Here is a 26,075-nt window from a genome sequence, read left to right as displayed (position 1 = left end):
GCTCGTTCCTCGCCAAGCCTCGACATCCCTCTCCCCTTCCGGGGCGAGGGTATATTTGACACCTGCAAACTTTCTTCTGGCCCGAACTCTGTCCACCCCATACCATCGCAGGTAGCAGCGGGGAGGGCGGATGGTCGCGCGGGTCAACACGGTCGCGTTCCAGGGCATCGAGGTGCTGCCGGTCGATGTCCAGGTGCAGATGGCGGCCGGCCTGCCCGCCTTCACCATCGTCGGACTGCCGGACAAGGCGGTCGGCGAAAGCCGGGAGCGGGTGCGCGCCGCCCTTGGCGCCATGGGTCTGGCCCTGCCGCCCAAGCGCATCACGGTCAACCTCGCCCCCGCCGACCTGCTGAAGGAAGGTAGCCATTTCGACCTGCCCATCGCGGTCGGGCTGCTGGTCGCCATGGGCGTGCTGCCGGGCGAGGAAATCGCCGGCTACACCGTGCTGGGCGAGCTGGGGCTGGACGGCTCCATAACATCCGTCGCCGGGGTGCTGCCCGCCGCCATCGGCGCCAGTGCGGAGGATCGCGGGCTGATCTGCCCGGCGGCCTGCGGCGGCGAGGCGGCCTGGGCCGGGCGCATCGAGATTCTGGCCGCGCCGACGCTGCTCTCGCTCATCAACCATTTCAAGGGAACGCAGGTGCTGACTCCGCCCGAGGCCAGACTGGCCGCGGAGGAGGAGCGCTATCCCGATCTGCGCGACATCAAGGGGCAGGAGACGGCGAAGCGCGCGCTGGAGGTGGCGGCGGCCGGCGGCCACAACCTCTTGATGATCGGCCCGCCCGGTTCCGGCAAGTCGATGCTGGCGCAACGCCTGCCGGGCCTGCTGCCGCCGCTCGACCCGGCGGAGGCGCTGGAGGTCAGCATGATCCATTCCATCGCCGGCCATCTGGAGGGTGGGCGGATGCGACGGCGGCGACCCTTCCGCGACCCGCATCATTCCGCCTCGCTGCCCGCCCTGGTCGGCGGCGGCATAAGGGCGAAGCCGGGGGAGATCAGTCTGGCCCACAATGGCGTGTTATTTTTAGATGAACTCCCCGAATTCGCGCGCGGCACCCTCGAATCCCTGCGGCAACCGCTCGAATCCGGCCGCGCCGTCGTCGCCCGCGCCAATGCGCATGTGACCTATCCGGCACGGGTGCAGCTGGTGGCCGCGATGAATCCCTGCCGCTGCGGCCATCTCGACGATCCGTCGCTGACCTGCGGGCGCGCGCCGCGCTGTGCGCTGGACTACCAGTCGAAGATTTCCGGCCCGCTGTTCGACCGCATCGACCTGCATGTCGAGGTACCGGCGGTCAGCCCCGCCGATCTGGCGCTGCCCAGCCCGCGCGAGGGATCGGCGGAGGTGGCGGCGCGCATCGCGGCGGCGCGGGCGGTTCAGCGGGCGCGCTATGACGGCACGGAAATCAGGGTGAACGCGCAGGCCGATGGCACGCTGCTGGAGGAGGTCGCGACACCCGATGCCGCCGGCAAGGCGCTGCTGACCGAGGCGGCGGAGCGCATGAAGCTGTCGGCGCGCGGCTATCACCGGGTGCTGCGCGTGGCCCGCACGCTGGCTGACCTTGCCGGGGTGGAGCAGGTGGGCCGTATCCAGATCGCCGAGGCGCTCAGCTACCGCCGCGTTGCGCCCGGACGGTAAAAAGGGGACGGTAGAGTTTCAGCCCAGCAGCGCCGGCAGCAGGGCGTTAAGCCGCTGACGGCCCTCGGCAGTGGCGCGCAGGCCGGCGGCATCGGTAATCAGGAAACCACCTTCAGTCAGCCGGGCAAGGCGGGTAGAATCCAGCGCCGATTCCAGCGGCTGGCCGGTCTCGCGGATGAAGCGCTCCACCGGCACGCCTTCCACCGTGCGCAGCCCCATCATCAGCATCTCGGTCAGCCGCTCCTCGACCGACACCGGCAGCTCGGCCTGTGTCGCGTTGCCGTCGCGCTCCACCCGTTCCAGCCATATCTGCGGCGCGCGGTGCTGGCGGGTCGCCAGCTTTTCGCCGTCTATGGTCAGCCTGCCATGCGCGCCGGGGCCGATGCCGACATAGTCGACATAGCGCCAATAGGCGAGGTTGTGCCGCGATTCCTCGCCCGGCCGTGCATGGTTGGAAATCTCGTAGGAAGGCAGGCCGGCCTGTTCCAGCAGATCTTGCGTCGCCTCATAGAGGGCGGCACCGGTATCCTCGTCGGGAATACGGAACTCACCGCGCGCATGGCGCAGATGGAAGGGCGTGCCCTCCTCGATGGTCAGCTGATAGGCGGATATATGGCCGACCGCATGGGACAGCGCCTGGCGCAGCTCGGCCTCCCAGGCCGCCACCGTCTGGCCGGGCCGGGCATAGATCAGATCGAAACTGAAACGATCGAACAGGCGGGCGGCGATATCGACCGCTTCCAGCGCCTCGCGCGCCGAATGCTCGCGGCCCAGGAACTTCAGGTCGGCATCGTTCAGCGCCTGCACGCCCAGCGAGACGCGGTTCACCCCGGCGTTGCGGAACCCGGCCAGCAATGCCGCCTCCACCGAGGTCGGGTTGGCCTCCAGCGTGATCTCCACACCCTTATCGAGGCGCCAGCGCTTGCCGATATGCTCGATCACTGCCGCCGCCGTCGCCGGCTCCATCAGCGAGGGCGTGCCGCCACCGAAGAAGACCGAGGTGACAATGCGTCCCGGCGTGCGGTCGGCATAATGGTCGATCTCGCGCAGCAAGGCGGCCCGCCAGCGCGCATGATCGATGCTGGCGGAGACATGGGAATTGAAGTCGCAATAGGGGCATTTCGACCGGCAGAACGGCCAGTGGACATAGACCGCCAGATTGTCCGGCGCGGTCATGTGTCAGGCCTTGAAGCAGGCCTCGACCAGCTGCCGGAACGCCGCCGCCCGGTGGCTGGTCGCGTGCTTCTGATCCGGGTCGATCTCGCCATAGGTCAGGGTTTCGCCCGTGGGTTGACCCGCCGGACGGAACATCGGGTCATAGCCGAAGCCCTTGTCGCCGCGCGGCGGCCAGACGAGGTCGCCCTCGACCGTGCCCTCGAAAATCTCGACATGGCCATCCGGCCAGGCCAGCGCCAGCGCGCAGACGAAGCGGGCCGACCGGTCCGTCTTGCCGGCCAGCGCGTCCTCGACCTTGCGCATGGCAAAACCGAAATCCTTCGACGGGCCGGCCCAGCGCGCCGAATAGATGCCGGGATCGCCGTTCAGCGCGGTGACCGCAAGGCCGGAATCGTCGGCCAGCGCCGGCAGGCCGGAGGCTTCCGCCGAATGCCGGGCCTTCAGTTCGGCATTGGCGCGGAAGGTCAGGCCGGTCTCCTCCGGCTCGGAGATGCCGAGATCGCCAGCGGAGACCACCTCAACCGAGAAGGGGCGCAGCAGATCGCCGATCTCCCGCACCTTGCCCGGATTATGGCTGGCGATGACCAGCTTGCCCTCGGTGAACCGGCGCGCCATGGCTCAGTCCAGTCCCAGCGCCTTGCGCTGCAGGAGGGCCAGCTCGCCGATGCCCTTATTGGCGAGGTCCAGCAGCTCGCCCAGCTGCGCCTGGCTGAAAGGCGCGCCCTCGGCGGTGCCCTGCACCTCCACGATGCCGCCGGTGCCGGTCAGCACGAAATTGGCATCGGCATCGCAGTCGGAATCCTCGGCATAGTCGAGGTCCAGCACCGGCTGGCCCTTGTAGATGCCGCAGGAGATGGCGCCCACAGAATCGGTGAAGGGCAGCGCCTTAACCATGCCCAGCTTCTGCAGGTGCTGGCAGGCCTGATGCAGCGCCACATAGGCGCCGGTGATCGCCGCCGTACGGGTGCCGCCATCGGCCTGCAGCACGTCGCAATCGACCTTGATGGTGATCTCGCCCAGCTTTTCCAGATCGACGATGGCGCGCAGCGAGCGGCCGATCAGCCGCTGGATTTCCTGGGTGCGGCCGCTCTGCTTGCCCTTGGCCGCCTCGCGGTCGGTGCGGGTGTGGGTGGAACGCGGCAACATGCCGTATTCCGCCGTCACCCAGCCCTTGCCGGTATTGCGCAGGAAGGGCGGCACCCGGTCCTCGATGGAGGCGGCGCACAGCACATGCGTGTCGCCGAACCGGGCAAGGCAGGAGCCTTCTGCGTACTTGCTGGCGCCCGGTTCCAGGGTAACGGCGCGCATCTGGTCCGGCGCGCGGCCCGAAGGTCGCATGGTATCCTCCATGGGGATGGCTGGTTCGCATTTCGGCGCGCAAGCTAGCCCCCTGCGCGCGCTGCGTCGAGGACACATTGACGCTGTGCCAGGGCGTACCTAGATTCGGAAGGCTTCGAACAACCCGAAAGCAAATGGATTTGTACGGAATTTCAACGCCTTCACCGATGTCAGCCGTCACCAAGCTGAATGAGAGGTCGCGGGAGATATTCCGCCTTATCGTCGATGCCTATATGGAAACCGGCGAACCGGTCGGCTCGCGCACCCTGTCGCGCCGGCTCGATCTGGCGCTGTCGCCGGCGACGATCCGCAATGTGATGTCCGACCTGGAAGAGGCCGGGTTGCTCTTCGCGCCGCACACCTCGGCCGGCCGCCTGCCGACCGAGGCCGGCCTGCGCATGTTCGTGAACGGGCTGCTGGAGGTTGGCCGGCTGACCGAGAATGAGCGCACCGCCATCGAGGCGAAGTGCGCGGCCCTCGGCCGGTCCTACGGTGACGTGCTGGAACAGGCGACCACCACCCTGTCCGGCCTGGCGAACTGCGCCGGCCTGGTCATGGCGCCGAAGCAGGATGACCGGCTGAAGCATATGGAGTTCGTCAGCCTGGGGCCGAACCGGGCGCTGGTCGTCATGGTGTCCGACAATGGCATGGTCGAGAACCGCGTGATCGAGCTGCCCGCCGGCCTGCCGCCCTCGGCACTGATGGAGGCTGGCAATTACGTGAATGCCCGTCTGAACGGCCGCACCATCGAGGAGGCCAAGCTGTTCATCCAGCACGAGCTGGAACAGCACCGCGCCCAGCTGGATGCGCTGTCGCAGAAGGTGGTGGAGGCTGGGCTGGCGACCTGGACCGGCGGCGACGATGCCGGCTACCTGATCGTGCGCGGCCAGGCCCGTCTGCTGGAGGACGTGACCGCGCTGGAGGATCTGGAGCGTATCCGCACCCTGTTCCAGACGCTGGAAACCAAGGAAAGCCTGATGCGCCTCCTGGAAGCCACCAACAAGGGCGAGGGGGTGCAGATTTTCATCGGGTCCGAGAACGAGCTGTTCGGCCTGGCCGGCTGCTCGATGATCGTCGCCCCCTATGCCAACAGCCGTGAGCAGGTGCTGGGCGCCATTGGCGTCATCGGCCCGACCCGCATGAACTACGCCCGCATCATCCCGATGGTCGATTACACGGCCAAGATCATTGGCCGCATGATAGGGTAAATGAACCCGACGACAGACCGAAGAACCGGAAGCTAGCAGCAAGCCATGACCCAGAATACCAAGCCGCAGAACGATGCCTCAGACACCCAGGAACCGGAGGTGACCGCCCCCGAGACCGCTTCTGGCACCGAGTCGCAGGAGACGCTGGACGAGGTCGGCGTCGGCGAGGAAGCGGAGTCGATGGACATCGACGCCGCCACCCGCGCGCTGGCCCAGGAGCTGGCGGAGACCCGCGACAAGCTGCTGCGTGCCGTCGCCGAGACCGAGAATGTGCGCAAGCGTGCAGAGCGCGACCGCGAGCAGGACCGCAAGTTCGGCATCGCCAATTTCGCCGGGGACGTGGCCGGCGTGGCCGACGATCTGCGCCGCGCCCTTTCTTCCGTGCCGGCCGAGGCCGCGCACGAGCCTGCCGTGAAGGCGCTGATGGAAGGCGTGGAGATGACCGAGCGCACCCTGCTGGCCGCGCTGGAGAAGCATGGCGTGCGCCGGGTGGCGCCGGAACCGGGTGACCCCTTCGACTACAACTACCATCAGGCCATGTTCGAGGTGGAGAACAGCGGCCATCCCGCCGGCACCGTCGTGCAGCTGCTGCAGCCGGGCTATGTCATCCATGACCGGCTGCTGAAGGCCGCCATGGTCGGCGTCGCCAAGGGCGAGGCGAAGGCGGCCGGGCGCGTCGATACCTCGGCCTGAGCTACATTCCCATCGGCGACAGGCTCTCCGCCGCCGGGTCGTGCGCCCGGTGGGTGCTGCGCGCCTTGTCGTGATCGGCAACCGCATAGCAATAGGCACAGCCATGCGGGCAGGTATCATAGGCGCCGATATCCCGCGATTCGGCGCACAGGCAGCCCGGACGGTTGCCCTTCGTGCGGGCGGTGATATCCCGCCCCGCGATATCCGACAGGCGCACGGCATCGATACAGGCGGCGGGCGACACACCCGCCGTCAGCCGGTCAGGCTGGGCGCACAGGGTCAGGCGCATGCCGCAACCTTCCGCGATCTCCGCCAGATCGGCCAGCAAGGCGGCGGACTGGCCCGGGCCCGGCACCTGCCAGGCAAGGCCGGTGCGCTGGGTCATGCGGTTCAGATTGCGTGCCGCCTTGCGGTAGGGCGAGAGGATGGAGACCACCGCCTCGTCCACCGTGCCGGCCAGCGCAGCGGCCATCCGGCGGAAATTGGCGCGGTGCCAGTCGGCATCCATTCCACCCGCAAACAGGATGGGGTCGTAGCGCCAGACCACCGAACGCCTGCCATAGACGTCCGCCAGCGTGCGCATCTGCGCGATGGCGCCCTCGGCCGGCAGCGTGGCGCGTTCCAGCGCGCGGCCATAGCCGGTGGCGGTGTACTGGACGATGAAGGGCATGCCGCACGCCTGTACCTCTTCCAGCGCTGGCAGGAAGGGGCCGGCATTGCGCGTCCAGAACACGAAGCCGTCCACCGCCTCCGCCGTCAGCGCCACCCGGTAGGGCTTTCCGCCATAGGGGCTGGCGACCAGGCAATAGCCGGCACGCAGGCGCATCTGGAACCAGTCGCCATGGAAGGCCGGGATGTCGGTTCGGTAGCTCGCAGAGACGATCATGTGCCTTTTTGCCGTTTTTCGTGCCCGAATTGGCGGATTTTCACCGTTGCAGCACCAAGTTTCGCTGCCTATATACCCTTGCAGTTCCGTCAGGTCAGCTTAACCCCATCCCAATAGGGGGCTCCGACCGGTGCCTTGACGGGCCGAGTGAGCCCTGCTGAAGAAAGGAAATAGAGCATGTCCAAAGTTATCGGCATTGACCTTGGTACGACCAATTCCTGCGTCGCCGTGATGGAAGGCGGCAATGCCCGCGTCATCGAGAACGCGGAAGGTATGCGCACCACGCCGTCGATGGTCGCCTTCACCGAGAGCGGCGAGCGCCTTGTCGGCCTGCCGGCGAAGCGCCAGGCCGTGACCAATCCGGAAAACACCCTGTTCGCGATCAAGCGCCTTGTCGGCCGCCGGATCGACGACCCGATGGTGGAGAAGGACAAGGGCCTCGTCCCCTACAAGATCGTGAAGGCGGACAATGGCGATGCCTGGGTCGAAAGCCGTGACAAGAAGTATAGCCCGAGCGAGGTCAGCGCCTTCATCCTGCAGAAGATGAAGGAAACCGCGGAGAACCATCTGGGCGAGAAGGTCACCCAGGCGGTCATCACCGTGCCGGCCTATTTCAACGACGCCCAGCGCCAGGCCACCAAGGACGCCGGCAAGATCGCCGGGCTGGAAGTGCTGCGCATCATCAACGAACCGACCGCCGCCGCGCTGGCCTATGGTCTGGAGAAGAAGGGCAGCGGCATCGTCGCGGTCTATGACCTTGGCGGCGGCACCTTCGACGTGTCGATCCTGGAGATCGGCGACGGCGTGTTCGAGGTGAAGTCCACCAACGGCGACACCTTCCTGGGTGGCGAGGATTTCGACAGCCGGGTCATCCAGTACCTGGCCGACGAGTTTAAGAAGGAATCCGGCATCGACCTGCGCGGCGACAAGATGGCGCTGCAGCGGCTGAAGGAAGCCGCCGAGAAGGCGAAGATCGAGCTGTCCAGCACGACCGAAACCGAGATCAACCTGCCCTTCATCACCGCCGACCAGTCGGGCCCGAAGCATCTGACCATGAAGCTGTCCCGCGCCAAGCTGGAAGCGCTGGTCGATGATCTGGTGAAGCGCACCATCGAGCCCTGCAAGGCGGCGCTGAAAGATGCCGGCATCTCCGCCGGCGAGGTGGACGAGGTCATCATGGTCGGCGGCATGACCCGCATGCCGAAGATCCTGGAGACGGTGAAGAACTTCTTCGGTCGTGAGCCGCATCGCGGCGTGAACCCGGACGAGGTGGTCGCCGTCGGTGCCGCCATCCAGGGCGCCGTGCTGAAAGGCGAGGTGAAGGACGTCCTGCTGCTCGACGTGACCCCGCTGTCGCTGGGCATCGAGACGCTTGGCGGCGTGTTCACCCGCCTGATCGACCGCAACACCACGATCCCGACGAAGAAGAGCCAGGTCTTCTCGACCGCCGAGGACAACCAGACTGCGGTGACCATCCGCGTATTCCAGGGCGAGCGCGAGATGGCAGCGGACAACAAGATGCTGGGCCAGTTCGACCTGGTCGGCATTCCGACGGCGCCGCGCGGCATTCCGCAGATCGAGGTCACCTTCGACATCGACGCCAACGGCATCGTGAATGTCTCGGCCAAGGACAAGGCGACCAACAAGGAGCAGGCCATCCGCATCCAGGCCTCGGGCGGTCTGTCCGACGCCGATATCGAGCAGATGGTGAAGGATGCCGAGGCAAACGCCGCCGAGGACAAGAAGCGGCGCGAAGCCGTGGAAGCCCGCAACCATGCCGAGTCGCTGGTGCACACGACCGAAAAGAACCTGGCCGAGCATGGCAGCCATATCGGCGCCGAGGAGAAGTCGGCGATCGAGGCCGACATCGCCGCGCTGAAGGAAGTCATGGGCGGCGACGACGCCGCGGTCATCAAGGAGAAGACCGAGAAGCTGGCGCAGTCCGCCATGAAGCTGGGTGAGGCCATGTACAAGGCCCAGCAGGATGGTGGCGCTGGCGATGGCGGTGCGTCCGGCGGCGATGCCGCTGGCGGCGACACTACGGCCAAGGGCGATGACAAGGTCGTCGATGCCGACTTCGAGGAAGTGGACGACGAGGACCGCAAGAAGTCGGCCTGAAACCGATGACCGCGAACGGCACATTCCGTTACGCTATCGAAATGCCCATGTCCTCCGGGGTCAGCACCCCGGGGAACATGGCGTCTTCTTATCGCCAGTCCAGGGGCCGCTGAATCATGGCGAAGCGGGACTATTACGAGACTCTCGGCGCCGATAAGGGCGCCGACAAGGAAGCGCTGAAGCGGGCCTATCGAAAGCTCGCCATGCAGTATCATCCGGACCGTAACCCGGACGATCCGGAAGCCGAGGCCAAGTTCAAGGAAGTGAACGAGGCCTATGACGTTCTGAAGGATGACGAGAAGCGGGCTGCCTATGACCGCTTCGGACACGCCGCCTTCGAGAATGGCGGCGGTCCGCGCGGCAATGGCCGCGCCGGCGGCTTCGATTTCGGCGGCGGCTTTGCCGATATCTTCGACGAGATGTTCGGCGAGTTCATGGGCGGCCAGCGTGGTCGTGGCGGCCAGCGCGGCCGCGGCGCCGACCTCAGGCTCAATCTGGAGATCACCCTGGAGGACGCCTTCGCCGGCGCCACCAAAGACCTCCGCATCCCGACCTCCGTGGCCTGCGATACTTGCCATGGCAGCGGGGCGGAGGCCGATTCCCAGCCGGTTACCTGCGGCACCTGCGGCGGCGCCGGCAAGGTGCGTGCGCAGCAGGGCTTCTTCACCATCGAGCGCAGCTGCCCGACCTGCGGCGGGGCTGGCAAGGTGATCGAGAAGCCGTGCCGTTCCTGCGGTGGCAGCGGGCGCCAGCAGCGCGAAAAGGCGCTGTCCGTCTCCATCCCCGCCGGCGTCGAGGAAGGCACGCGCATCCGCCTGTCCGGCGAGGGCGAGGCCGGGCTGCGCGGAGCCGCCAGTGGCGATCTCTATATCTTCCTGACCATCGCGCCGCACCGCTTCTTCCAGCGCGACGGGGCGGACATCCATTGCCGTGTGCCGATCCCGATGACGAGGGCGACGCTGGGCGGCTCCATCGAGGTGCCGACTCTGGAAGGCAAGCGGGTGAAGGTCAGCGTGCCCGAGGGCACCCAGAACGGCCATCAGTTCCGCCTGCGCGGCAAGGGCATGACCGTGCTGAACAGCAATCTGCACGGCGATCTGTATATTGAAGTTACTGTCGAGACCCCGGTGAACCTGACCAAGCAGCAGAAGGAGCTGCTGAAGCAGTTCGAGGAGACCGGCAACCGCGACAAGACCAGCCCGGAATCAGCCGGCTTCTTCGCCAAGGTGAAGGAGCTGTGGGAGGACCTGCGGGACTAGCCAATCCCGCCACAGCGGAGAGGTATCGCCGGGGAGTAGCGCTGCTGCTCCCCGGCTTTTTTATGCGCCGAGAGTGGCCTTCCGAAGTCTCTGTTTCAGCTTCCGGCGACGCCACTGCCGTCTCAGCCGTAGTGCAGGTTAATATATTGATTTCAATAGAAGTAATACCGAGAAACGAGGCCCTTTCCCGGCGTTTCAACCAGCCTAGCGCGTCTTGCGGTCACGCTCGATGGCGTTCACGATGGCGCGGCCCTCGCCCTGCAGGAAGTCGATCGCGGCGCGCGCCATCACCTGCCCGAAGCGGCCGACGAAACGTTGCCCTTCGGTCGGCGGACTACCGCGATAGGTCTGGAAATGCGCCAGCACGCCGCGCAATTCCGCCAGTCTTTCATCCACCAGCCGGTCCAGTGTGTCGCGATCCAGCATGTCGGCGAAGAACATGGCAGCCAGGAACTCGGAGCGTGTCTGCTCCTGCCCCTTCGCCCGAATCAGGCTGGAATGCAGGGATTCCCGCCCTTTTTCGGTCAGGCGGTAAGTGCGCTTGTCGAGTGCCGATACCCGGTCGCCATCCAGGCTTTCGACCTCCCCGGCAGCCAGCAATTTCGCCAGTGCCGGGTACAATGCGCCGTAGCTCATGCCCTGATAGGGCCCGAAACTGTCCTTCAGCCGCTTTCTGATCTCGTAACCGGTGGCATCGCCAAGACTGAGCACGCCGAGACAGAGGCAACGAATGTCGATCATACCGGGATCCTGCGTTTCTGGTCAGTATATCGGAAAGATTTTAGTATATATTTCAAATAACATGTCCCGATTTCACTGGATAGCCCGAAATGACGGAGTGCCGCTCCGTCAAGCGCCGGCAGGCACCGCGATGCCGCCAAAGGGCGGAAGTGCCGCTTGGTAATCCACCGGAAAACCGGCTATAACCGGCGCTGGGCAAGGCGCTACCGGGCAGGAGGATGCGAAATGGCCACCATGAAGATCGGAATCGTCGGTGCGGGCGGCGTCATGGGCCGCATGCTGATCCAGGCCGTGGCGCGCTCGGACAAGACCCAGCTTGCGGGCGCCACCGACCGGCCCGGCACGCCGCAGATCGGCAAGGATGCCGGTCTGGTCGCGGGTATCGAGGCGTTGCAGGTGCCGATCACCGAGGATGCCGAGACGCTGTTCGCTGCAGCCGAAACGATCATCGATTTCACCGCGCCGGCCGCCAGCCTGGCGCATGCCGAGCTGGCTGCCCGCCATGGCACCGCGCTGGTGATCGGCACCACCGGCCTGTCGGAGGCGGACCGAGCGGTGCTGGCGATTCATGCCGCGAAGATCCCGCTGGTTTTCGCCCCGAATATGAGCATTGGCGTGAATCTGATGTTCGCGCTGACGCGCCAGATCGCCGCTGTCCTGGACAATAGTTACGATATCGAAATCGTCGAGATGCATCACCGCCGCAAGGTGGATGCCCCGTCCGGCACGGCACTGGGACTGGGCGAGGCGGCGGCGACCGGGCGGGGCGTCGGGCTTGCCGAGGTGCAGCAGCGCGCCCGCGACGGCCATACCGGTCCGCGCAAGCCTGGCGATATCGGCTTCGCCGTGCTGCGGGGCGGCGATGTGGTCGGCGACCATACGGTGGTGTTCGCCGCCGAGGGCGAACGGATCGAGCTGACCCACAAGGCCAGCAACCGCACGATCTATGCCGATGGCGCGCTGCGCGCTGCCCTCTGGACGAAGGGCCGCGCCCCCGGCCTCTACGGCATGGATGACGTGCTGGGGCTTAACTCGTAGGAAGGTCCGGCGCACGGCTGCGCGCCAGCGCCTCTCGTAGCGCCTCGGCGAGTTCCGTCTTTTCCGGCTGGCTCAGGAAGCTGGCGATCTCCAGCCGCCTTCCATGGCTCGCCAGCACCAGCGGGACCGGATATTCGCTGGCCGCCTCATGCAGCACCTTCAACCAGTAGGGCTGGAAGCTCCAGCGCCGGACATGGCCCGCCGGGCTGAAGCGCTGCACCGCCAGTTCCGTCTCGTCCAGCCGGACAGTCTCCCGGGCCAGTGCCGCGCGGTAATTCATTCTGAAGGCGAAATAGAGCAGCGCGACATCGAGCCCCAGAAAGCCGAAAACCGGCCAGGCGCCGACGATCAGGAACATAATCCCCATGGTCAGCGACACGCCGCCGACCATCCCCATCAGAAGGTAGAAGCCGGCAGGCGGCAGGCTGCGATGCGGCGTCAGCGTCACATCGAGATAAGGACGGCGCGGCGCGGCGGCCTCAAGAGTTTCCGCGATCTCCATGGCATCAAATTAGGATTGCGCAGCCATTGCGTAAAGCCTGCCCGTTAAGGTCCCTCAGCAGCCCGCTTGCCCGCGGCCGGCCGGGCAGCTAGAAAATCCTCCATGGCACGCATGACCAAGGCTGACATCGAAGGGTTTTTTACCCGGCTCCAGAACGCCAACCCGGAGCCGGTGGGCGAGCTGAACTATGTGAACCCCTATACGCTGCTGGTGGCTGTCGCGCTGTCGGCGCAGGCGACCGACGTGTCAGTGAACAAAGCGACCGAGAAGCTGTTCCCCATCGCCGATACGCCTGAGAAGATGCTGGCGCTGGGCGAGGACGGGCTGAAGCAGCACATCAAGACCATCGGCCTGTTCAATTCCAAGGCGAAGAACGTCATCGAGATGAGCCGCCTGCTGATCGAGCGGCATGGCGGCGAGGTGCCGGCCGACCGCCTGGCGCTGGAGGCGTTGCCCGGCGTTGGCCGCAAGACGGCGAATGTGGTGCTGAACATCGCCTTCGGACAGCCGACCATCGCCGTGGACACGCATCTGTTCCGGGTCTCGAACCGCACCGGCCTTGCTCCCGGCAAGACGCCGCTGGCGGTTGAACTGGCGCTGGAGAAGCGTATTCCCAAGCCCTACCTGCGCCATGCGCATCACTGGCTGATCCTGCACGGGCGCTATATCTGCAAGGCGCGCAAGCCGGATTGCTGGCGCTGCATCGTCTCGGAATTCTGCAAATTCAAGGAAAAGACGCCGGACCCGGCGCTGCGTTAAGCCCGACTCAGCTGCCGCGCAACGAGGCGGGCAGCACAGCCAGACCGTTCAGGCAGGAGCCGACATTTAGCGCCGACAGGCTGCGCGGATCGCGTGTCTCCACATGCACGACACGGTATTCGCCATGCTCGGGATACAGGAAGATGTCGAGGATGCAGCGGCGGTCGGTATATTGCCAGACTTGCGCCGGCGCTTCCCGCCGCAGATAGCGCGGCTGGCCAAGCAGGCCGCCCAGCTGCTGCGCCGTCATGCCGACGAGGTCGGGCGCGGGGGCGGCTGCCTGCGGCGCCAGGGACATATTGTCCGGCCGGGGCGGCTCCGGCAGCAATCCGGCCAGCCCGCCCGACAGCCCCGCCGCAAGGCCAGGCTTCACGGAGCTGGCAGAGGCATCGGCGCCCTTCGATCCCGCAGCCTGTAACGGCGCGGCAGCAAGCGATGGACCGGAAGGCGCATCGGTCGCACAAGCGGACAGCAGCAGCGAAACGACCAGGGCCGAGAGCATCGCCGGCGCTGACAGAAGAGCCGGCTGCAGGCCGCTGCAACGGCCCGTCCGCCTGTCCTGCCCGATATGCCTGCCCGTCATCTCCATGCCGTCCCTGCCAGAATCCCGCACGTCTTTACTCATGGGCCTTATTTCATGGGCCCCGCCGCCAGCCCGCTTTACGGAGTGGCGGTCGGCCGGTCTTCCGCCTTGGCCGCGGCCTTGGCTTCTGCCTTGGCCGGTGTGGCGGATTGCAGATCGCCATTGATCTCGCCGCCAGCTTCAACTTCCAGCTGGCCATAGCGCACCGTGCCCTGAATGCGCCCGCCATTGCGGACGGTCAGCCGGCCCCGCACCGTGAGAACCCCCTCGAAGCTGCCACTGATATCGGCCTCCTCGATTTCTGCTTCGCCCTTGAACACGCCCGACGGCGTGATCTCGATGGCCTGGCAGTTCTTCAGCTTCGCATCCACGCGACCTTCCACCACCAGCACCTCACAGGCGGTGATGTCGCCGCTCAGCACGATCTCCCGGCCGACGGTCAGACGGCGGCTGTCCGATACGTTGCTGCGCACGGCGCCCTCGCCACGGCGCCCGGCACCCGGAATATCCAGGCTGCGGCGCGGCAATTCCGGTACGAAACTCGGCGAACTCGGCTTGATCGTTGACATGGTGCTCCCCCGTTTTCCCTCGGCACCCGCCGGCTCCCCCGCTTTTTCGGGCTGGCCCGAAACCGCATTCTGCGTGGCGATTACTTCAGGAGATACTTTTTTGCGCCCAAACATGTAAATAAACTATTAATCGTTTCCGTGCGGCTGCAGCAAGCCGAACATTATGGCTTCGAAATTATGCCGGATTTGCTTGGCGCCGCAAGCCCTCGAATAGATGAATCATCGCTGCGGTTGCGAAAACAGGTGCCGCCAGATTCACCAGGGGAATCGTCATGAGGAAGGCGAACAGCGCCCCGAAAGTCACGATCCGGCCACCATACCGTTTCCGCAACGCGGCAGCCTCCGCCGGGTCCAGCCGCCGCAAAGCCGCCATCTCGAAATACTCGCGGCCGATCAAATAGCCGTTCAGTAAATAAAAAAGCAAAAAATTCACGGCGGGAAAAAGCAGATAGACCGGCAGGGCCAGAAGATTGAGCAAAAGCGACAGGGCAAGGAACCGCGCCGCCATGCCCACTGCTTCGCCGATGCCTTGCTCCCGCGCCGCCGGCAGGCCCGGATAGTGGCGGCCCTCCACGGCGACTGCGACGCGTTCCAGGAAAATTCCGGTTACCGCCGTCGCCACCACGGGGAACAGCAGCCAGGTCAGCCCCAGCACCGCCAGCCCGCCCAGCACATCGACCAGCAGGCGGAAGGGATATTCGAAGGGCGACGCGGTTTCCGGCGACAGGCCGAGATCCGTGAGGCTGACGCCGGACAGCAGCCAGCCGATTCCCCAGAACAGCAGGGCGAACACCAGCGCGGCCGCGCCGATACCCAGCCAGACCACGCCGCGCAACCGCGGATCGGAGAATTGCCTGAGGGCTTTCACAAGTGCATCAATCATCGGGTGGCTTTCGAAACGGGAAGAATGGGCTAGAGATCGGAAATACAAGGCGTAACGGCAAGCGCCGCTTGTTGCCGGCAGCGCGGCGGTTATACTGCCACGCCATTGATCGTGATTCCGCAAGCTTGGCACTGCGCCGGGAAGATATAGTGATGACAGACACACGCTTCGACGTTCTCGGCATCGGCAATGCCATCGTGGATGTGCTCAGCCGCACCGACGATGCCTTCCTGGAGGCGCATGGGCTCGATAAGGGCGCGATGCGTCTGATCGATGCGGAACGGGCGGAACGTCTCTATGGCCAGATGGGGCCGGGCATGGAAATGTCCGGCGGGTCGGCGGCCAACACGCTGCACGGCATCGCCTCGCTGGGCGGGCGGGCGGCCTTCATCGGCAAGGTGCGCAACGACACGCTGGGGAACATCTTCCGCCACGACATGAAGGCGGCCGGCGTCAGCTTCGAGACCGCCGCCGCCAGCGATGGCCCGCCGACCGCGCGCTGCTTGATCCTGGTGACGCCTGACGCGCAGCGCACCATGAACACTTTCCTTGGCGCCTGCGTCGAGCTGACGCCTGAGGATGTGGACACCGATCTCGTTGCCGCCTCAGCCTATACCTACCTCGAAGGCTATCTGTGGGACCCGCCGCAGGCCAAGGCCGCCTTCCTGAAGGCAGCGAATGCGGCACATGCCGCTGGCCGCAAGGTGGCGCTGTCACTGTCCGACGCCTTCTGCGTGGAACGCCATCGCCGCGAATTCCGCGCGCTGGTGGAAAAGCATGTCGATGTGCTGTTCGCCAACGAGGTTGAGATCAAGGCGCTGTTCGAGGTCGCCAGCTTCGACGATGCGATGCAGGCGATCCGCGGCAAGGTCGAGGTAGCCGCGCTCACCCGCAGCGAGAAGGGGGCGGTCATCGTCACCGCCAATGAGGTGCATGTGCTGGACGCCGAGCCGGTCGAGGCGGTGGTGGACACCACCGGCGCTGGCGACCTCTATGCCAGCGGCTTTCTTTACGGGCTGACGCGCGGCATGCCGGTCGCGGTCTGCGGGTCGCTGGGGGCGCTGGCCGCCGCCGAGGTGATCTCGCATTTCGGCGCCCGGCCGGAACGCTCCCTGGCAGAGCTGGTGGCGGACAAGGTGCATGGGTGAGCGCAAACGCCCGTTTCGTCCATAGCCTGAAGGGCTGGCTGGCCGAGTCCAGAATCTATCTGGAACGGCCAGTCCTCACCCAGTTCTTCCTGGGCTTCGCCAGCGGCCTGCCGCTGCTGCTGACGCTGTCCACCCTGACGGTCTGGCTGGCCGAGGCCGGCGTGTCGAAGACCGCCATCGGGCTGTTCGCCCTGGTCGGCGCGCCCTATACCTTCAAGTTCGTCTGGGCGCCGCTGATTGACCGGCTGCCGATCCCGGGGCTGACCCGGCTGTTCGGCCGGCGGCGCGGCTGGATGCTGGCCTGTCAGGCCGGCCTTGTGCTGGCGATCCTCGGCCTCGGCGCCAGCGACCCCGCCGTGGATGCCGGCCAGACCGCGATCTTCGCGCTGCTGGTCGCCTTCTTCTCTGCCAGCCAGGATATTGTGATCGACGCCTTCCGCGTGGAAAGCCTGGAGGCCCGCCAGCAAGGTGCGGGTGCCGGCATCCTGGTGTTCGGCTACCGCATGGGCATGCTGGTGGCTGGTGCCGGGTCGCTCTATCTCGCGGCCTTCCATGGCTGGTTCGCGACCTACGCCATCATGGCGGTCCTCGCCCTGACCGGCAGCCTTGCCATCCTGCTGAGTCCGGAACCGGCGGATGGCCAGCTGGCAGCAGACGGCAAGCCGGGCCTCGGCGCCTGGCTGCATGGCGCGGTCGTCGCCCCCTTCGCCGATTTCATGCGCAGGCCGGTCTGGCTCGGCATCCTGCTGTTCATCGTGCTCTACAAGTTCGGCGATGCGCTGGCCGGGGTGATGGCCAACCCGTTCTATATCGAGATGGGCTTCTCCAAAATCGAGATCGCCAACATCTCCAAACTGTTCGGCCTGGTGGCGACGCTGGCCGGCGGGCTGATCGGCGGCATCATGGTGGCCAGGCTCGGCTTGCTGAAAAGCCTGCTGGTCTGCGGCGTGCTGCAGATGGCCTCCAACCTGATGTTCGCGGTACAGGCGATGGCCGGCTATGACCTGGCGCTGCTGACCGTGACCATCGGGCTGGAGAATCTGACCGGCGGCATGGGCACGGCAGCCTTCGTCGCCTACCTCTCCAGCCTGTGCAACGTCGCCTATACGGCGACGCAATATGCGCTGCTGAGTTCACTGATGGCCTTTGCGCGCACGCTGCTCGCCTCCTCGGGCGGCTGGCTGGCCGATCACATGGACTGGGTCGCCTTCTTCCTGCTGTCGGCGGCGGCCGCGCTGCCCGGCCTGCTGATGCTACTCTGGCTTATGCGCGCCCTGCCGGCCAGCACCCGCGCCGGCCCGGTGCGGCAGGACAGCGCGGCGGACTGAATTTTCGCTGGAATCCCCAGACGGCACTTGCTGCGCCGCAACAAATGCGTAGGATGCGCGCAAACTCCGGCCCCTGAGGCCTGAAGTCTATTCAGCCAGCGAGACCAATATGGACATCAGCAAGATTGCGATCGGCAAGAACCCGCCTTACGACGTGAACGTCATCGTCGAGATTCCACTGGGCGGCGCACCCGTGAAGTACGAGGTGGACAAGGAGTCGGGCGCGATGTTCGTCGACCGTTTCCTGCACACCGCCATGTATTACCCGGCCAATTACGGCTTCGTACCGCACACCTTGTCCGAGGATGGCGATCCGGTCGATGTGCTGGTGCTGGGCAATGTGCCGGTGGTGCCGGGCTCCGTCATGCGCTCGCGTCCGGTCGGCGTCATGATGATGGAAGACGAGAAGGGGCCGGACGAGAAGATTCTGGCCGTCCCCGTGGACGACCTGCATCCCTATTACAACAACATTGCCAGCTACAAGGATGTGCGCGAGGTGCTGCTGCACCAGATCGAGCACTTCTTCACCCACTACAAGGACCTTGAGCCGAACAAGTGGGTGCGGGTGAATGGCTGGGGCGAGGCCGAACAGGCCCGCGACATGATCACCGCTGCCATCGAGCGCGCCAAGGCCGCAAAGTAAGCAGAAGGATCGGCGTCAGCCGGGGAGGCTGACGCTGCCATCCGCCGCGATGGGGAAGCCGGGATTCCAGGCGATTTCCCACAGATGGCCGTCAGGATCGGCGGCATAGCCGGAATAGCCGCCCCAGGGGGCCTCGGCCGCCGGCTTCACCAGCGCTGCCCCCGCCGCAACCATTTCCGCCAGCACCCGGTCCACCTCTTCCCGGCTGCGGCTGTTATAGGCCAGCGCGATGCCGCGAAAGCCGGCGCCCTCGGCGGATACGCCCGCATCCTTCGCAAGGTCGATTCGGCCGAACAGGCTGAAGATCATGCCGCCGCACTGGAAGAACGCGACTTCGCCATCGCCGATGCCCGATGCCGTCCAGCCCAGCCCCTCATAGAAGGCCCGGCTGCGGGCGATATCGGCCACACCCAGCGTGATCAGGCTGAGCCGCTGTTCCATCGCCGCTATGCCGTCACCTTGTTGATCATGCGGCCAAGCGAGGCGCCACCGAACACATGGATATGGAGGTGCGGCACCTCCTGATGGCCATGCTGGCCGATGTTAGAGAGGATACGGTAGCCATCCGCTGCGCAGCCCAGATCGCGCGCCACCTTGCCGACCATGCGCGTCAGCGCCGCGATTTCCGCGTCCGATGCCTTTTCCGAGAAATCGTCGAAGGAGACATAGGCTCCCTTCGGAATCACCAGCGCGTGCACCGGCGCTTGCGGGTTGATGTCGTGGAAGGCGAGCGTGTGCTCGTCCTCGGCAATCTTCTTGCAGGGAATCTCGCCGCGCAGGATGCGGGCGAAGATGTTGTTCGGATCATAGGCCATCAGCTTCCCCCTTATTCCGCCTTGCGCGACTTCTTCTCGTCGATGCCGGAGCGCCCCATGCGTGCCTCCAGCGCCTGCCAGACCTCTTCCGGCTGGATACCCAGCGCCACCCAGGCGACGAGCAGATGATAGAGCACATCGGCACTTTCGGAGACCAGCTTGTCGCGGTCGCCCTGCAGCACTTCCAGCGCGGCCTCGACGCCTTCCTCGCCCAGCTTCTTGGCGATCTTCTTGCGGTCGCCCAACAGCTTCGCCGTATAGCTGACGGCAGGGTCTGCGTCCTTGCGCGATTCCAGGATACGGAACAGATCGTCTAGCGTGCTCTGGCTCATGCCGCCTGCCTTTCCGGGGTCAGCCTGACGGGAATACCGGCGGCGTCCATCGCCGCCTTCACCTCGGAGATCCGGTATTCGCCGAAATGGAAGATCGAGGCAGCCAGCACCGCCGAGGCATGACCCTCGGTCACGCCCTCGATCAGATGCTTCAGATTGCCGACCCCGCCGGAGGCGATGACCGGGATGGTAATGGCATCCGCGATGGCGCGGGTCAGCGGCAGGTCGAAGCCCTGCTTGGTGCCGTCGCGGTCCATCGAGGTCAGCAGGATTTCGCCGGCGCCATACTCCATCATGCGCCGCGCCCAGCCGACCGCCTCGATGCCCGTCGCATTGCGGCCGCCATGGGTGAACACCTCGAAGCCGTCGCCCGCGCGCTTGGCGTCCACCGCCACGGTGATGCACTGGCTGCCGAACTTCTCCGCCGCCTGACGCACGAAATCCGGGTCCTTCACCGCCGCCGTGTTGATCGACACCTTGTCCGCACCGGCCAGCAGCAACCGGCGGATATCGTCGAGCGTGCGCACGCCGCCGCCAACGGTCAGTGGCATGAAGCACTGCTCGGCGGTGCGGGACACCACGTCGAGGATGATGCCGCGATTGTCGGACGAGGCGGTGATGTCGAGGAAGCACAGCTCGTCGGCACCCTCGCGGTCATAGAGCCGGGCCTGCTCGACCGGGTCGCCGGCATCGCGCAGATCGACGAAGTTCACGCCCTTCACGACGCGCCCGTCCTTCACGTCGAGGCAGGGGATGATGCGGGTCTTCAGCATGTCAGGCGGCCTCCTTCCCATCGAGAACGGCAATCGCCTGCGCGAGGTCGATGCGCCCGTCATAGAGCGCGCGGCCGCTGATCACGCCTTCGATCCCGGACTCCGCCACGGCCATCAGCCCGCGCAGATCGTCCAGTGAGGCGACCCCGCCCGAGGCGATGACCGGGATCGAGATGGCGCGGGCGAGGTCGGCGGTTGCCTGCACATTCACGCCGCTCAAGGCACCGTCGCGGTCGATATCGGTATAGATGATGGCAGCGACGCCGGCATCCTCGAAGCGGCGCGCGAGGTCGAGCGCGGTAACATCCGAGGTCTCGGCCCAGCCCTCCACAGCCACCATGCCGCCGCGTGCGTCGATGCCAACCGCGATCTTGCCCGGATGCGCCTTGCAGGCATCGATGACGAGCTGCGGGTCGCGCAGCGCCGCCGTGCCCAGGATCACGCGGGAGATGCCGGCGTCCAGCCAGCGCTCGATGCCGGCATGGTCGCGGATGCCGCCGCCGAGCTGCACCGGCACGGTGACGGCACCGAGGATGGAGCGCACCGCCGCCTCGTTCACCGCCTTGCCGGCGAAGGCACCGTCCAGATCGACCACATGCAGCCAGCGGCAGCCAGCGGCCTGGAACTTGGCGGCCTGCGCACCCGGGTTGTCACTGAACACAGTGGCCTTGTCCATCTCGCCATGCAGCAGGCGGACGCACTGGCCGCCCTTCAGATCGATGGCGGGGTAGAGGATCATGACAGCGGTATCTCCTGCTTCGGCGCTTCTGTCTCGCTGAGGTTCTTGTAATAGAAGTGGCCGGCGACGATGTCGCCCTCCACCCGGGCATAATAGGGATGCGTGCCCCAGCGCACATAGCCCAGCGATTCGTAAAGCTTGATTGCCGCCGACTGGCTGTCGCGCACATCCAGGTTGATGCTGCGGAAGCCCCAGGCCCGCGCCGCCTGCTCGGCGGCCACGACGATGGCCCGCGCCAGCCCGTGGCCGCGCGCCCAGGGAGCCACGAAATGCCCGGTAAGCTGCAGCGCGAAGGCCTGCGCCTCATTGTTGCGGGCCGGGCGCAGGGTCTGCGCCGCCGCCGCGATGGTGCCGTCCAGCCGGCCAACGAACAGGTGCCGTTCGGGCACCAGCAGCACGCCGCGCCAATAGGCCTCCAGCACATGGCGGGCCGGCGGGGTCACCCAGCCGAAGCCGCCGCCATCCAGGATGGCGCCCTCGGTGGCGTCGCACAGATCCTCAAGGTCACTGCCCGAGAATTCCTCCAGCCGCTCGGCCGATACCCTGACCGCGATTTCCGTCATGGCGTCCAGCCCAGGAAATTGGCGATCAGCCGCAAGCCCGCCTCCTGGCTCTTTTCCGGGTGGAACTGGGTGCCGACCAGATTGTCCCGGCCGACGATGGCCGTGACCGGCCCGCCATAATCGACGGTCGCCAGGACCTGCGCGGGGTCGGACGCGGCCAGATGGTAGGAATGCACGAAATAGGCATGGTCGCCGGAGCTGATGCCGGCCAGCACCGGATGCTCCGTGTCAGCCAACTGCAGTTCGTTCCAACCCATATGCGGCACCTTCAGCGTCTTGTCCGACGGTGTCAGCGCCACCACGTCGCCGGGAATCCAGCCCAGCCCCTGGCTAGTCTCGAATTCCAGGCCACGATCCGCCATCAGCTGCATGCCGACACAGATGCCGAGGAACGGCTTGCCGCCCCTTATCACCTGCGCTTCCAGCACCTCGATCATGCCCGGCACCGCCGCCAGCCCGCGCTTGCAGTCGGCGAAGGCACCGACGCCGGGCAGCACGATGTGGCTGGCGCCGGCCAGCGCCGCCGCCTCGGCAGTCACAATCACCTCGGCCTCGATGCCATTGTCGCGCGCCGAACGCTCGAAGGCCTTGGCGGCCGAACGGAGGTTGCCGGAGCCGTAATCGATGATGACGGCCCGCTTCTTCCCTGTCATCGCTGCCTCCTAGAGAGTGCCGCCGAGGACACCCTTGGTCGAGGGCACGGCATCGGCCTTGCGCGGGTCGATCTCGATCGCCTGGCGCAGGCTGCGGGCCAGCGCCTTGTAGCAGCTCTCGACGATATGGTGGTTGTTCTCGCCATAGAGGTTTTCGACATGCAGCGTCACACCGCCGGCCTGCGCGAAGGCCTGGAACCATTCCTTGAACAGTTCGGTATCCATCTCGCCCAGCTTCGGCCGGGTGAAATTCACCTTCCAGATCAGGTAGGGCCGGTTCGAGCAGTCCAGCGCCACGCGGGTCAGCGTCTCGTCCATCGGGATCAGCGCCGAGCCATAGCGGGTGATGCCCTTGCGTTCGCCCAGCGCCTTGGTGAAGGCCTCGCCGATGGCGATCCCGCTATCCTCGGTGGTGTGGTGATAGTCGATGTGCAGATCGCCTTCCGCGCGCACCTTCAGGTCGATCAGCGAATGCCGCGACAGCTGCTCCAGCATGTGGTCGAGGAAGCCGATCCCGGTATGCACGTCATACACGCCGGTGCCGTCGAGATTCAGCTCGACAGAGATACGGGTTTCCTTGGTGTTGCGCACGACGCTGCCCACGCGCATCGGCACTCTCCTCGCTGGAATGGATAGGACGGGGCTTATGTAGCAGTTGCGGGCCTCCGGGCCAAGGGCGGCGGGCATCTTGACCGCACAGTCGCGGCAACCAACATGCTCTGCTAGTTTCGGCGGGTCTCCCAGGACGCCCGCCCCCCGCAACGAAAGCAAGCCTCCATGTCGGAAAACAACCAGGCCGTCTGGCACGGCACCACGATCCTTTCCGTTCGCAAGGGCGGCCGTGTGGTCGTTGCTGGCGACGGCCAGGTCAGCCTTGGCCAGACCGTCATCAAGTCGAATGCCCGCAAGGTGCGTCCGCTGGCCGGCGGCGCCGTGCTGGCCGGCTTTGCCGGCGCTACGGCTGACGCCTTCACCCTGTTTGAGCGGCTGGAAGCCAAGCTGGAACAGTACCCGACCCAGCTGACCCGCGCCTGCGTGGAGCTGGCGAAGGACTGGCGCACCGACCGCTATCTGCGCCGGCTGGAGGCGATGATGGCGGTGGCCGACCAGAATGTGTCGCTGATCCTGTCGGGAACCGGCGACGTGCTGGAGCCGGAGGATGGCATCATCGCCATCGGCTCCGGTGGCATGTACGCGCTGGCCGCCGCCCGCGCGCTGATCGACCGTGAGGATATGGATGCCGAGACGGTGGCCCGCCGCGCCATGGGCATCGCCGCCGATATCTGCGTCTATACCAACACCAACCTGACGGTCGAAAGCCTGTGACGGGACAGGTGAGGGTACTCGCCGCCGCCGGCCTGGCTCTGCTGCTGGCCAGCGGCCCCGTGCTCGCCTTTGACCTGCAGGGCCATCGCGGCGCCCGCGGGCTGATGCCGGAAAATTCCCTGCCCGGCTTCGCGAAGGCGCTGAGCCTGGGTGTCACCACGCTGGAACTCGACCTGGCGATGACCGCCGACGGGCAGCTTGTCGTCACCCACGACCCGAAGCTAAATGGCGATCTCGTGCAGGGGCCGGATGGCGCCTATGTCGGCGAGGACGGGCCGCTGGTCCGTAACCTGACGCTGGCGCAGGTCAAGACCTATGATGTCGGCACGTTGCGCCCCGGCAGCGCCTATGCCGGCAATTTCCGGGACCAGCAGCCGGTGCCCGGCACATCCATGCCGACGCTGGCCGAGGTGGTCGCGCTCACCGAGCGGGCCGGTGCCGCCGCCATGCGCTTCAACATCGAGGTTAAGGTGAACCCGACACGGCCGGAGCTGACCGCCAGCCGCGAGGCCTTCACCCGCGCGGCGGTGGCGGAGATCGTGCGGCTGGGCATTGTCGAACGCACCACCCTGCAATCCTTCGACTGGGCGGTACCGATGCAGGCGCAGCAGCTGGAGCCGGCGCTGAAGACCGCCTATCTAACCATCGCGCGCGGCCGCAACGATAATATCCAGCGCGGCCGGCCCGGTGCCTCGCCCTGGATGGGCGGGCTGGATATCGACGATTTCGCCGGCTCCGCGCCGAAGGCCGTGAAGGCCGCCGGCGGGGCGATCTGGTCGCCCTTCTTCCGCGATATGACCGATGAGGATATCGGGCAAGCGCATGCGCTCGGCCTTCAGGTCATCCCCTGGACGGTGAACGACCCGCAGGACATGGCCAACCTGATCGCGCGCGGCGTGGACGGCATCATAACCGATTATCCCGACCGGCTGCGCACCGTGCTGGCGGAAAAGGCCCTGCCGCTGCCTGCCGCCTATCCGGTCCAGCCCTAGTATCAGCCCGAAAAGGGCCCATCTAACGCATTCCGATCCGACAGAGACAGAACCCGTCATGACCGCTTTCAGCCCCCGCGAGATCGTCTCCGAACTCGACCGCTACATCGTCGGCCAGAAGGACGCCAAGCGCGCCGTCGCCATCGCGCTGCGCAACCGCTGGCGACGCCAGCAGCTGCCCGAGCATCTGCGCGAGGAGGTGCTGCCGAAGAACATCCTGATGATCGGCCCGACCGGTGTGGGCAAGACCGAGATCGCCCGCCGCCTCGCCAAGCTGGCGCAGGCCCCGTTCATGAAGGTCGAGGCGACCAAATTCACCGAGGTCGGCTATGTCGGCCGCGATGTCGAGCAGATCATCCGCGACCTGGTGGAGATCGCCCTGACCCAGACCCGCGAGCGGCTGCGCCAGGAAGTACAGGCCAAGGCGGAGCTTGCCGCCGAGGAGCGCGTCATCACCGCGCTGGTCGGCGAGGGCGCGGCGGCCGATACCCGCCACCGCTTCCGCAAGATGCTGCGGGAAGGCCAGCTCGATAGCCGCGAGATCGAGGTGGAGGTCGCCGACAATGCCGGTGCGTCCATGCCGACCATGGATATTCCCGGCATGCCCGGCGCGCAGATGGGCATGATCAACCTGAACGACATCTTCGGGAAGGCTTTCGGCCAGCGTACCCGCAAGAAGAAGATGAGTGTCGCCGACAGCTACGCCGTGCTGACCGAGGAGGAGGCCGACAAGCTGCTGGACGAGGAGGCGGTGACCCGCGAGGCGATCCAGTCGGTGGAGCAGAACGGTATCGTCTTCCTGGACGAGATCGACAAGATCTGCGCGCGCTCCGAACGGTCCGGCGCCGATGTCAGCCGTGAGGGCGTGCAGCGCGATTTGCTGCCGCTGATTGAGGGCACCACGGTCGCCACCAAGCGCGGGCCGGTGAAGACCGACCATATATTGTTCATCGCGTCCGGCGCCTTCCATCTAGCGAAGCCCTCCGACCTGCTGCCGGAGCTGCAGGGCCGCCTGCCGATCCGCGTCGAGCTGCAGGCGCTGACCCGTGACGATTTCAAGCGCATCCTGACCGAACCGGAAGCCAGCCTGATCAAGCAGTATGTGGCTCTGCTGGCAACCGAGCAGGTGACGCTGGATTTCCGGGACGATGCCATCGACGCGCTGGCCACCCTGTCGGCGGAGGTGAATGCCTCTGTCGAGAATATCGGCGCGCGCCGGTTGCACACCGTCATGGAACGGCTGCTGGAGGAGGTAAGCTTCACCGCCACCGACAAGCCGGGCGAGACGATCACCGTGGATGCCGCCTTCGTGCAGAAGCATGTCGGCGACCTCGCCAAGAACGCCGACCTCAGCAAGTTTATTCTGTAGAG

Annotated in this window: 30 protein-coding genes; 13 read left to right on the top strand and 17 right to left on the bottom strand. The window is 66.0% G+C overall.

Going from position 1 to position 26,075, the window contains the following annotated elements:
• The first annotated feature begins 130 nt into the window (after nt 1-130).
• The gene (locus MK313_RS02780; RefSeq protein ID WP_287780022.1) at nt 131-1,639 is read left to right on the top strand and encodes a YifB family Mg chelatase-like AAA ATPase; all 1,509 of its coding nucleotides are present in this window, start codon (nt 131-133) and stop codon (nt 1,637-1,639) included.
• A gap of 18 nt (nt 1,640-1,657) precedes the next feature.
• Here the strand turns inward: MK313_RS02780 and hemW are convergent, their stop codons facing one another.
• From hemW to rph, 3 genes are read right to left on the bottom strand one after another with little or no spacing between them, the layout of a single operon-like run.
• Nucleotides 1,658-2,815 (bottom strand): radical SAM family heme chaperone HemW, encoded by a 1,158-nt coding sequence (gene hemW / locus MK313_RS02775; protein ID WP_287780021.1) that lies wholly within the window; start codon nt 2,813-2,815, stop codon nt 1,658-1,660.
• A 3-nt stretch (nt 2,816-2,818) separates the two neighbouring features.
• Nucleotides 2,819-3,430 carry an RdgB/HAM1 family non-canonical purine NTP pyrophosphatase gene (gene rdgB, locus MK313_RS02770; protein WP_287780020.1) on the bottom strand — a complete coding sequence of 204 codons (612 nt, stop codon included), beginning with the start codon at nt 3,428-3,430 and terminating at the stop codon, nt 2,819-2,821.
• 3 nt (nt 3,431-3,433) lie between these two features.
• Entirely contained in the window at nt 3,434-4,153 is a 720-nt protein-coding gene (rph, locus tag MK313_RS02765; protein ID WP_287780019.1) for a ribonuclease PH, read from the bottom strand.
• Between the two features lie 167 nt (nt 4,154-4,320).
• Here rph and hrcA point away from each other — a divergent pair, with 167 nt between their 5' ends.
• The gene (gene hrcA / locus MK313_RS02760) at nt 4,321-5,361 is read left to right on the top strand and encodes a heat-inducible transcriptional repressor HrcA (RefSeq protein WP_008943118.1); all 1,041 of its coding nucleotides are present in this window, start codon (nt 4,321-4,323) and stop codon (nt 5,359-5,361) included.
• 45 nt (nt 5,362-5,406) lie between these two features.
• Nucleotides 5,407-6,054, top strand: a complete 648-nt coding sequence (gene grpE, locus MK313_RS02755; protein WP_287780018.1) for a nucleotide exchange factor GrpE — start codon at nt 5,407-5,409, stop codon at nt 6,052-6,054.
• Nucleotide 6,055: 1 nt separating this feature from the next.
• Here the strand turns inward: grpE and MK313_RS02750 are convergent, their stop codons facing one another.
• Nucleotides 6,056-6,940, bottom strand: coding sequence for a DUF1848 domain-containing protein (locus tag MK313_RS02750; RefSeq protein ID WP_287780017.1), 885 nt, complete (start codon nt 6,938-6,940; stop codon nt 6,056-6,058).
• Nucleotides 6,941-7,117: 177 nt separating this feature from the next.
• On the opposite strand from MK313_RS02750, the gene dnaK reads away from it, so the two are divergent.
• Both dnaK and dnaJ read left to right on the top strand, forming a co-directional pair.
• Nucleotides 7,118-9,058, top strand: a complete 1,941-nt coding sequence (gene dnaK / locus MK313_RS02745; protein WP_287780016.1) for a molecular chaperone DnaK — start codon at nt 7,118-7,120, stop codon at nt 9,056-9,058.
• Nucleotides 9,059-9,174: 116 nt separating this feature from the next.
• Nucleotides 9,175-10,317 carry a molecular chaperone DnaJ gene (gene dnaJ / locus MK313_RS02740; protein WP_287780015.1) on the top strand — a complete coding sequence of 381 codons (1,143 nt, stop codon included), beginning with the start codon at nt 9,175-9,177 and terminating at the stop codon, nt 10,315-10,317.
• Between the two features lie 204 nt (nt 10,318-10,521).
• Here dnaJ and MK313_RS02735 read toward each other — a convergent pair whose 3' ends face one another.
• Nucleotides 10,522-11,058: a PadR family transcriptional regulator gene (locus MK313_RS02735; protein ID WP_287780014.1), complete on the bottom strand. Its 537-nt coding sequence runs from the start codon at nt 11,056-11,058 to the stop codon at nt 10,522-10,524.
• A gap of 234 nt (nt 11,059-11,292) precedes the next feature.
• Here MK313_RS02735 and dapB point away from each other — a divergent pair, with 234 nt between their 5' ends.
• Nucleotides 11,293-12,096: a 4-hydroxy-tetrahydrodipicolinate reductase gene (gene dapB / locus MK313_RS02730; protein ID WP_287780086.1), complete on the top strand. Its 804-nt coding sequence runs from the start codon at nt 11,293-11,295 to the stop codon at nt 12,094-12,096.
• Here the strand turns inward: dapB and MK313_RS02725 are convergent.
• On the bottom strand, nt 12,086-12,598 hold the full coding sequence (locus MK313_RS02725; protein ID WP_008943125.1) for a DUF2244 domain-containing protein: 513 nt from the start codon (nt 12,596-12,598) through the stop codon (nt 12,086-12,088). The two genes, dapB and MK313_RS02725, sit on opposite strands and share 11 nt — an antisense overlap.
• A gap of 111 nt (nt 12,599-12,709) precedes the next feature.
• Here MK313_RS02725 and nth point away from each other — a divergent pair, with 111 nt between their 5' ends.
• Nucleotides 12,710-13,357, top strand: coding sequence for an endonuclease III (gene nth / locus MK313_RS02720; RefSeq protein WP_008943126.1), 648 nt, complete (start codon nt 12,710-12,712; stop codon nt 13,355-13,357).
• 7 nt (nt 13,358-13,364) lie between these two features.
• Here nth and MK313_RS02715 read toward each other — a convergent pair whose 3' ends face one another.
• The 3 genes from MK313_RS02715 to MK313_RS02705 all read right to left on the bottom strand — a co-directional run bounded on the left by MK313_RS02715 (nt 13,365) and on the right by MK313_RS02705 (nt 15,515).
• A complete protein-coding gene (locus MK313_RS02715) occupies nt 13,365-13,982 on the bottom strand; it encodes a hypothetical protein (RefSeq protein ID WP_156816140.1) in 618 nt (205 codons plus the stop codon).
• Between the two features lie 35 nt (nt 13,983-14,017).
• Entirely contained in the window at nt 14,018-14,509 is a 492-nt protein-coding gene (locus tag MK313_RS02710; protein ID WP_287780013.1) for a bactofilin family protein, read from the bottom strand.
• Between the two features lie 175 nt (nt 14,510-14,684).
• Nucleotides 14,685-15,515: an EI24 domain-containing protein gene (locus MK313_RS02705; RefSeq protein WP_287780012.1), complete on the bottom strand. Its 831-nt coding sequence runs from the start codon at nt 15,513-15,515 to the stop codon at nt 14,685-14,687.
• A 29-nt stretch (nt 15,516-15,544) separates the two neighbouring features.
• Here MK313_RS02705 and MK313_RS02700 point away from each other — a divergent pair, with 29 nt between their 5' ends.
• The 3 genes from MK313_RS02700 (at nt 15,545) to ppa (ending at nt 18,511) form a co-directional block, all read left to right on the top strand.
• Nucleotides 15,545-16,540 (top strand): adenosine kinase, encoded by a 996-nt coding sequence (locus MK313_RS02700; protein WP_287780011.1) that lies wholly within the window; start codon nt 15,545-15,547, stop codon nt 16,538-16,540.
• Nucleotides 16,537-17,868 (top strand): AmpG family muropeptide MFS transporter, encoded by a 1,332-nt coding sequence (locus tag MK313_RS02695; RefSeq protein ID WP_008943131.1) that lies wholly within the window; start codon nt 16,537-16,539, stop codon nt 17,866-17,868. Before MK313_RS02700 ends, MK313_RS02695 begins: the two co-directional genes overlap by 4 nt.
• Before the next feature lie 109 nt (nt 17,869-17,977).
• The gene (ppa, locus tag MK313_RS02690; protein WP_121221399.1) at nt 17,978-18,511 is read left to right on the top strand and encodes an inorganic diphosphatase; all 534 of its coding nucleotides are present in this window, start codon (nt 17,978-17,980) and stop codon (nt 18,509-18,511) included.
• Nucleotides 18,512-18,526: 15 nt separating this feature from the next.
• Here ppa and MK313_RS02685 read toward each other — a convergent pair whose 3' ends face one another.
• The 8 genes from MK313_RS02685 to hisB are packed head-to-tail and all read right to left on the bottom strand — an operon-like array spanning nt 18,527 to nt 22,995.
• Nucleotides 18,527-18,952: a VOC family protein gene (locus MK313_RS02685; protein ID WP_287780010.1), complete on the bottom strand. Its 426-nt coding sequence runs from the start codon at nt 18,950-18,952 to the stop codon at nt 18,527-18,529.
• Nucleotides 18,953-18,957: 5 nt separating this feature from the next.
• Nucleotides 18,958-19,326 carry a histidine triad nucleotide-binding protein gene (locus MK313_RS02680; protein ID WP_008943134.1) on the bottom strand — a complete coding sequence of 123 codons (369 nt, stop codon included), beginning with the start codon at nt 19,324-19,326 and terminating at the stop codon, nt 18,958-18,960.
• An 11-nt stretch (nt 19,327-19,337) separates the two neighbouring features.
• On the bottom strand, nt 19,338-19,658 hold the full coding sequence (locus MK313_RS02675) for a phosphoribosyl-ATP diphosphatase (RefSeq protein ID WP_287780009.1): 321 nt from the start codon (nt 19,656-19,658) through the stop codon (nt 19,338-19,340).
• Complete coding sequence (gene hisF, locus MK313_RS02670; protein ID WP_287780008.1) at nt 19,655-20,431, bottom strand: imidazole glycerol phosphate synthase subunit HisF; 777 nt, start codon at nt 20,429-20,431, stop codon at nt 19,655-19,657. The genes MK313_RS02675 and hisF overlap by 4 nt, the downstream gene beginning before the upstream one ends.
• A 1-nt stretch (nt 20,432) precedes the next feature.
• Entirely contained in the window at nt 20,433-21,170 is a 738-nt protein-coding gene (gene hisA / locus MK313_RS02665) for a 1-(5-phosphoribosyl)-5-[(5-phosphoribosylamino)methylideneamino]imidazole-4-carboxamide isomerase (RefSeq protein ID WP_287780007.1), read from the bottom strand.
• A complete protein-coding gene (locus tag MK313_RS02660; RefSeq protein WP_121221391.1) occupies nt 21,167-21,733 on the bottom strand; it encodes a GNAT family N-acetyltransferase in 567 nt (188 codons plus the stop codon). Before MK313_RS02660 ends, hisA begins: the two co-directional genes overlap by 4 nt.
• Nucleotides 21,730-22,386, bottom strand: a complete 657-nt coding sequence (hisH, locus tag MK313_RS02655; protein ID WP_287780006.1) for an imidazole glycerol phosphate synthase subunit HisH — start codon at nt 22,384-22,386, stop codon at nt 21,730-21,732. The genes MK313_RS02660 and hisH overlap by 4 nt, the downstream gene beginning before the upstream one ends.
• A 9-nt stretch (nt 22,387-22,395) precedes the next feature.
• Entirely contained in the window at nt 22,396-22,995 is a 600-nt protein-coding gene (gene hisB, locus MK313_RS02650; RefSeq protein ID WP_008943140.1) for an imidazoleglycerol-phosphate dehydratase HisB, read from the bottom strand.
• Nucleotides 22,996-23,163: 168 nt separating this feature from the next.
• Here hisB and hslV point away from each other — a divergent pair, with 168 nt between their 5' ends.
• Genes hslV through hslU form a run of 3 tightly spaced genes read left to right on the top strand, consistent with a single transcriptional unit; the run spans nt 23,164 to nt 26,073 of the window.
• Entirely contained in the window at nt 23,164-23,712 is a 549-nt protein-coding gene (hslV, locus tag MK313_RS02645) for an ATP-dependent protease subunit HslV (protein WP_121221388.1), read from the top strand.
• Between the two features lie 8 nt (nt 23,713-23,720).
• Entirely contained in the window at nt 23,721-24,704 is a 984-nt protein-coding gene (locus tag MK313_RS02640; RefSeq protein WP_287780005.1) for a glycerophosphodiester phosphodiesterase, read from the top strand.
• A gap of 58 nt (nt 24,705-24,762) precedes the next feature.
• Nucleotides 24,763-26,073 (top strand): ATP-dependent protease ATPase subunit HslU, encoded by a 1,311-nt coding sequence (gene hslU / locus MK313_RS02635; protein ID WP_121221385.1) that lies wholly within the window; start codon nt 24,763-24,765, stop codon nt 26,071-26,073.
• The last annotated feature ends 2 nt before the right edge of the window (nt 26,074-26,075 follow it).

This window comes from Oceanibaculum sp., assembly GCF_022449305.1.
GTDB classification, from domain to species: domain Bacteria; phylum Pseudomonadota; class Alphaproteobacteria; order Oceanibaculales; family Oceanibaculaceae; genus Oceanibaculum; species Oceanibaculum indicum.
Note: the sequence above shows the minus strand (reverse complement) of the source record. Positions and strands in the feature narration are given on the sequence as shown.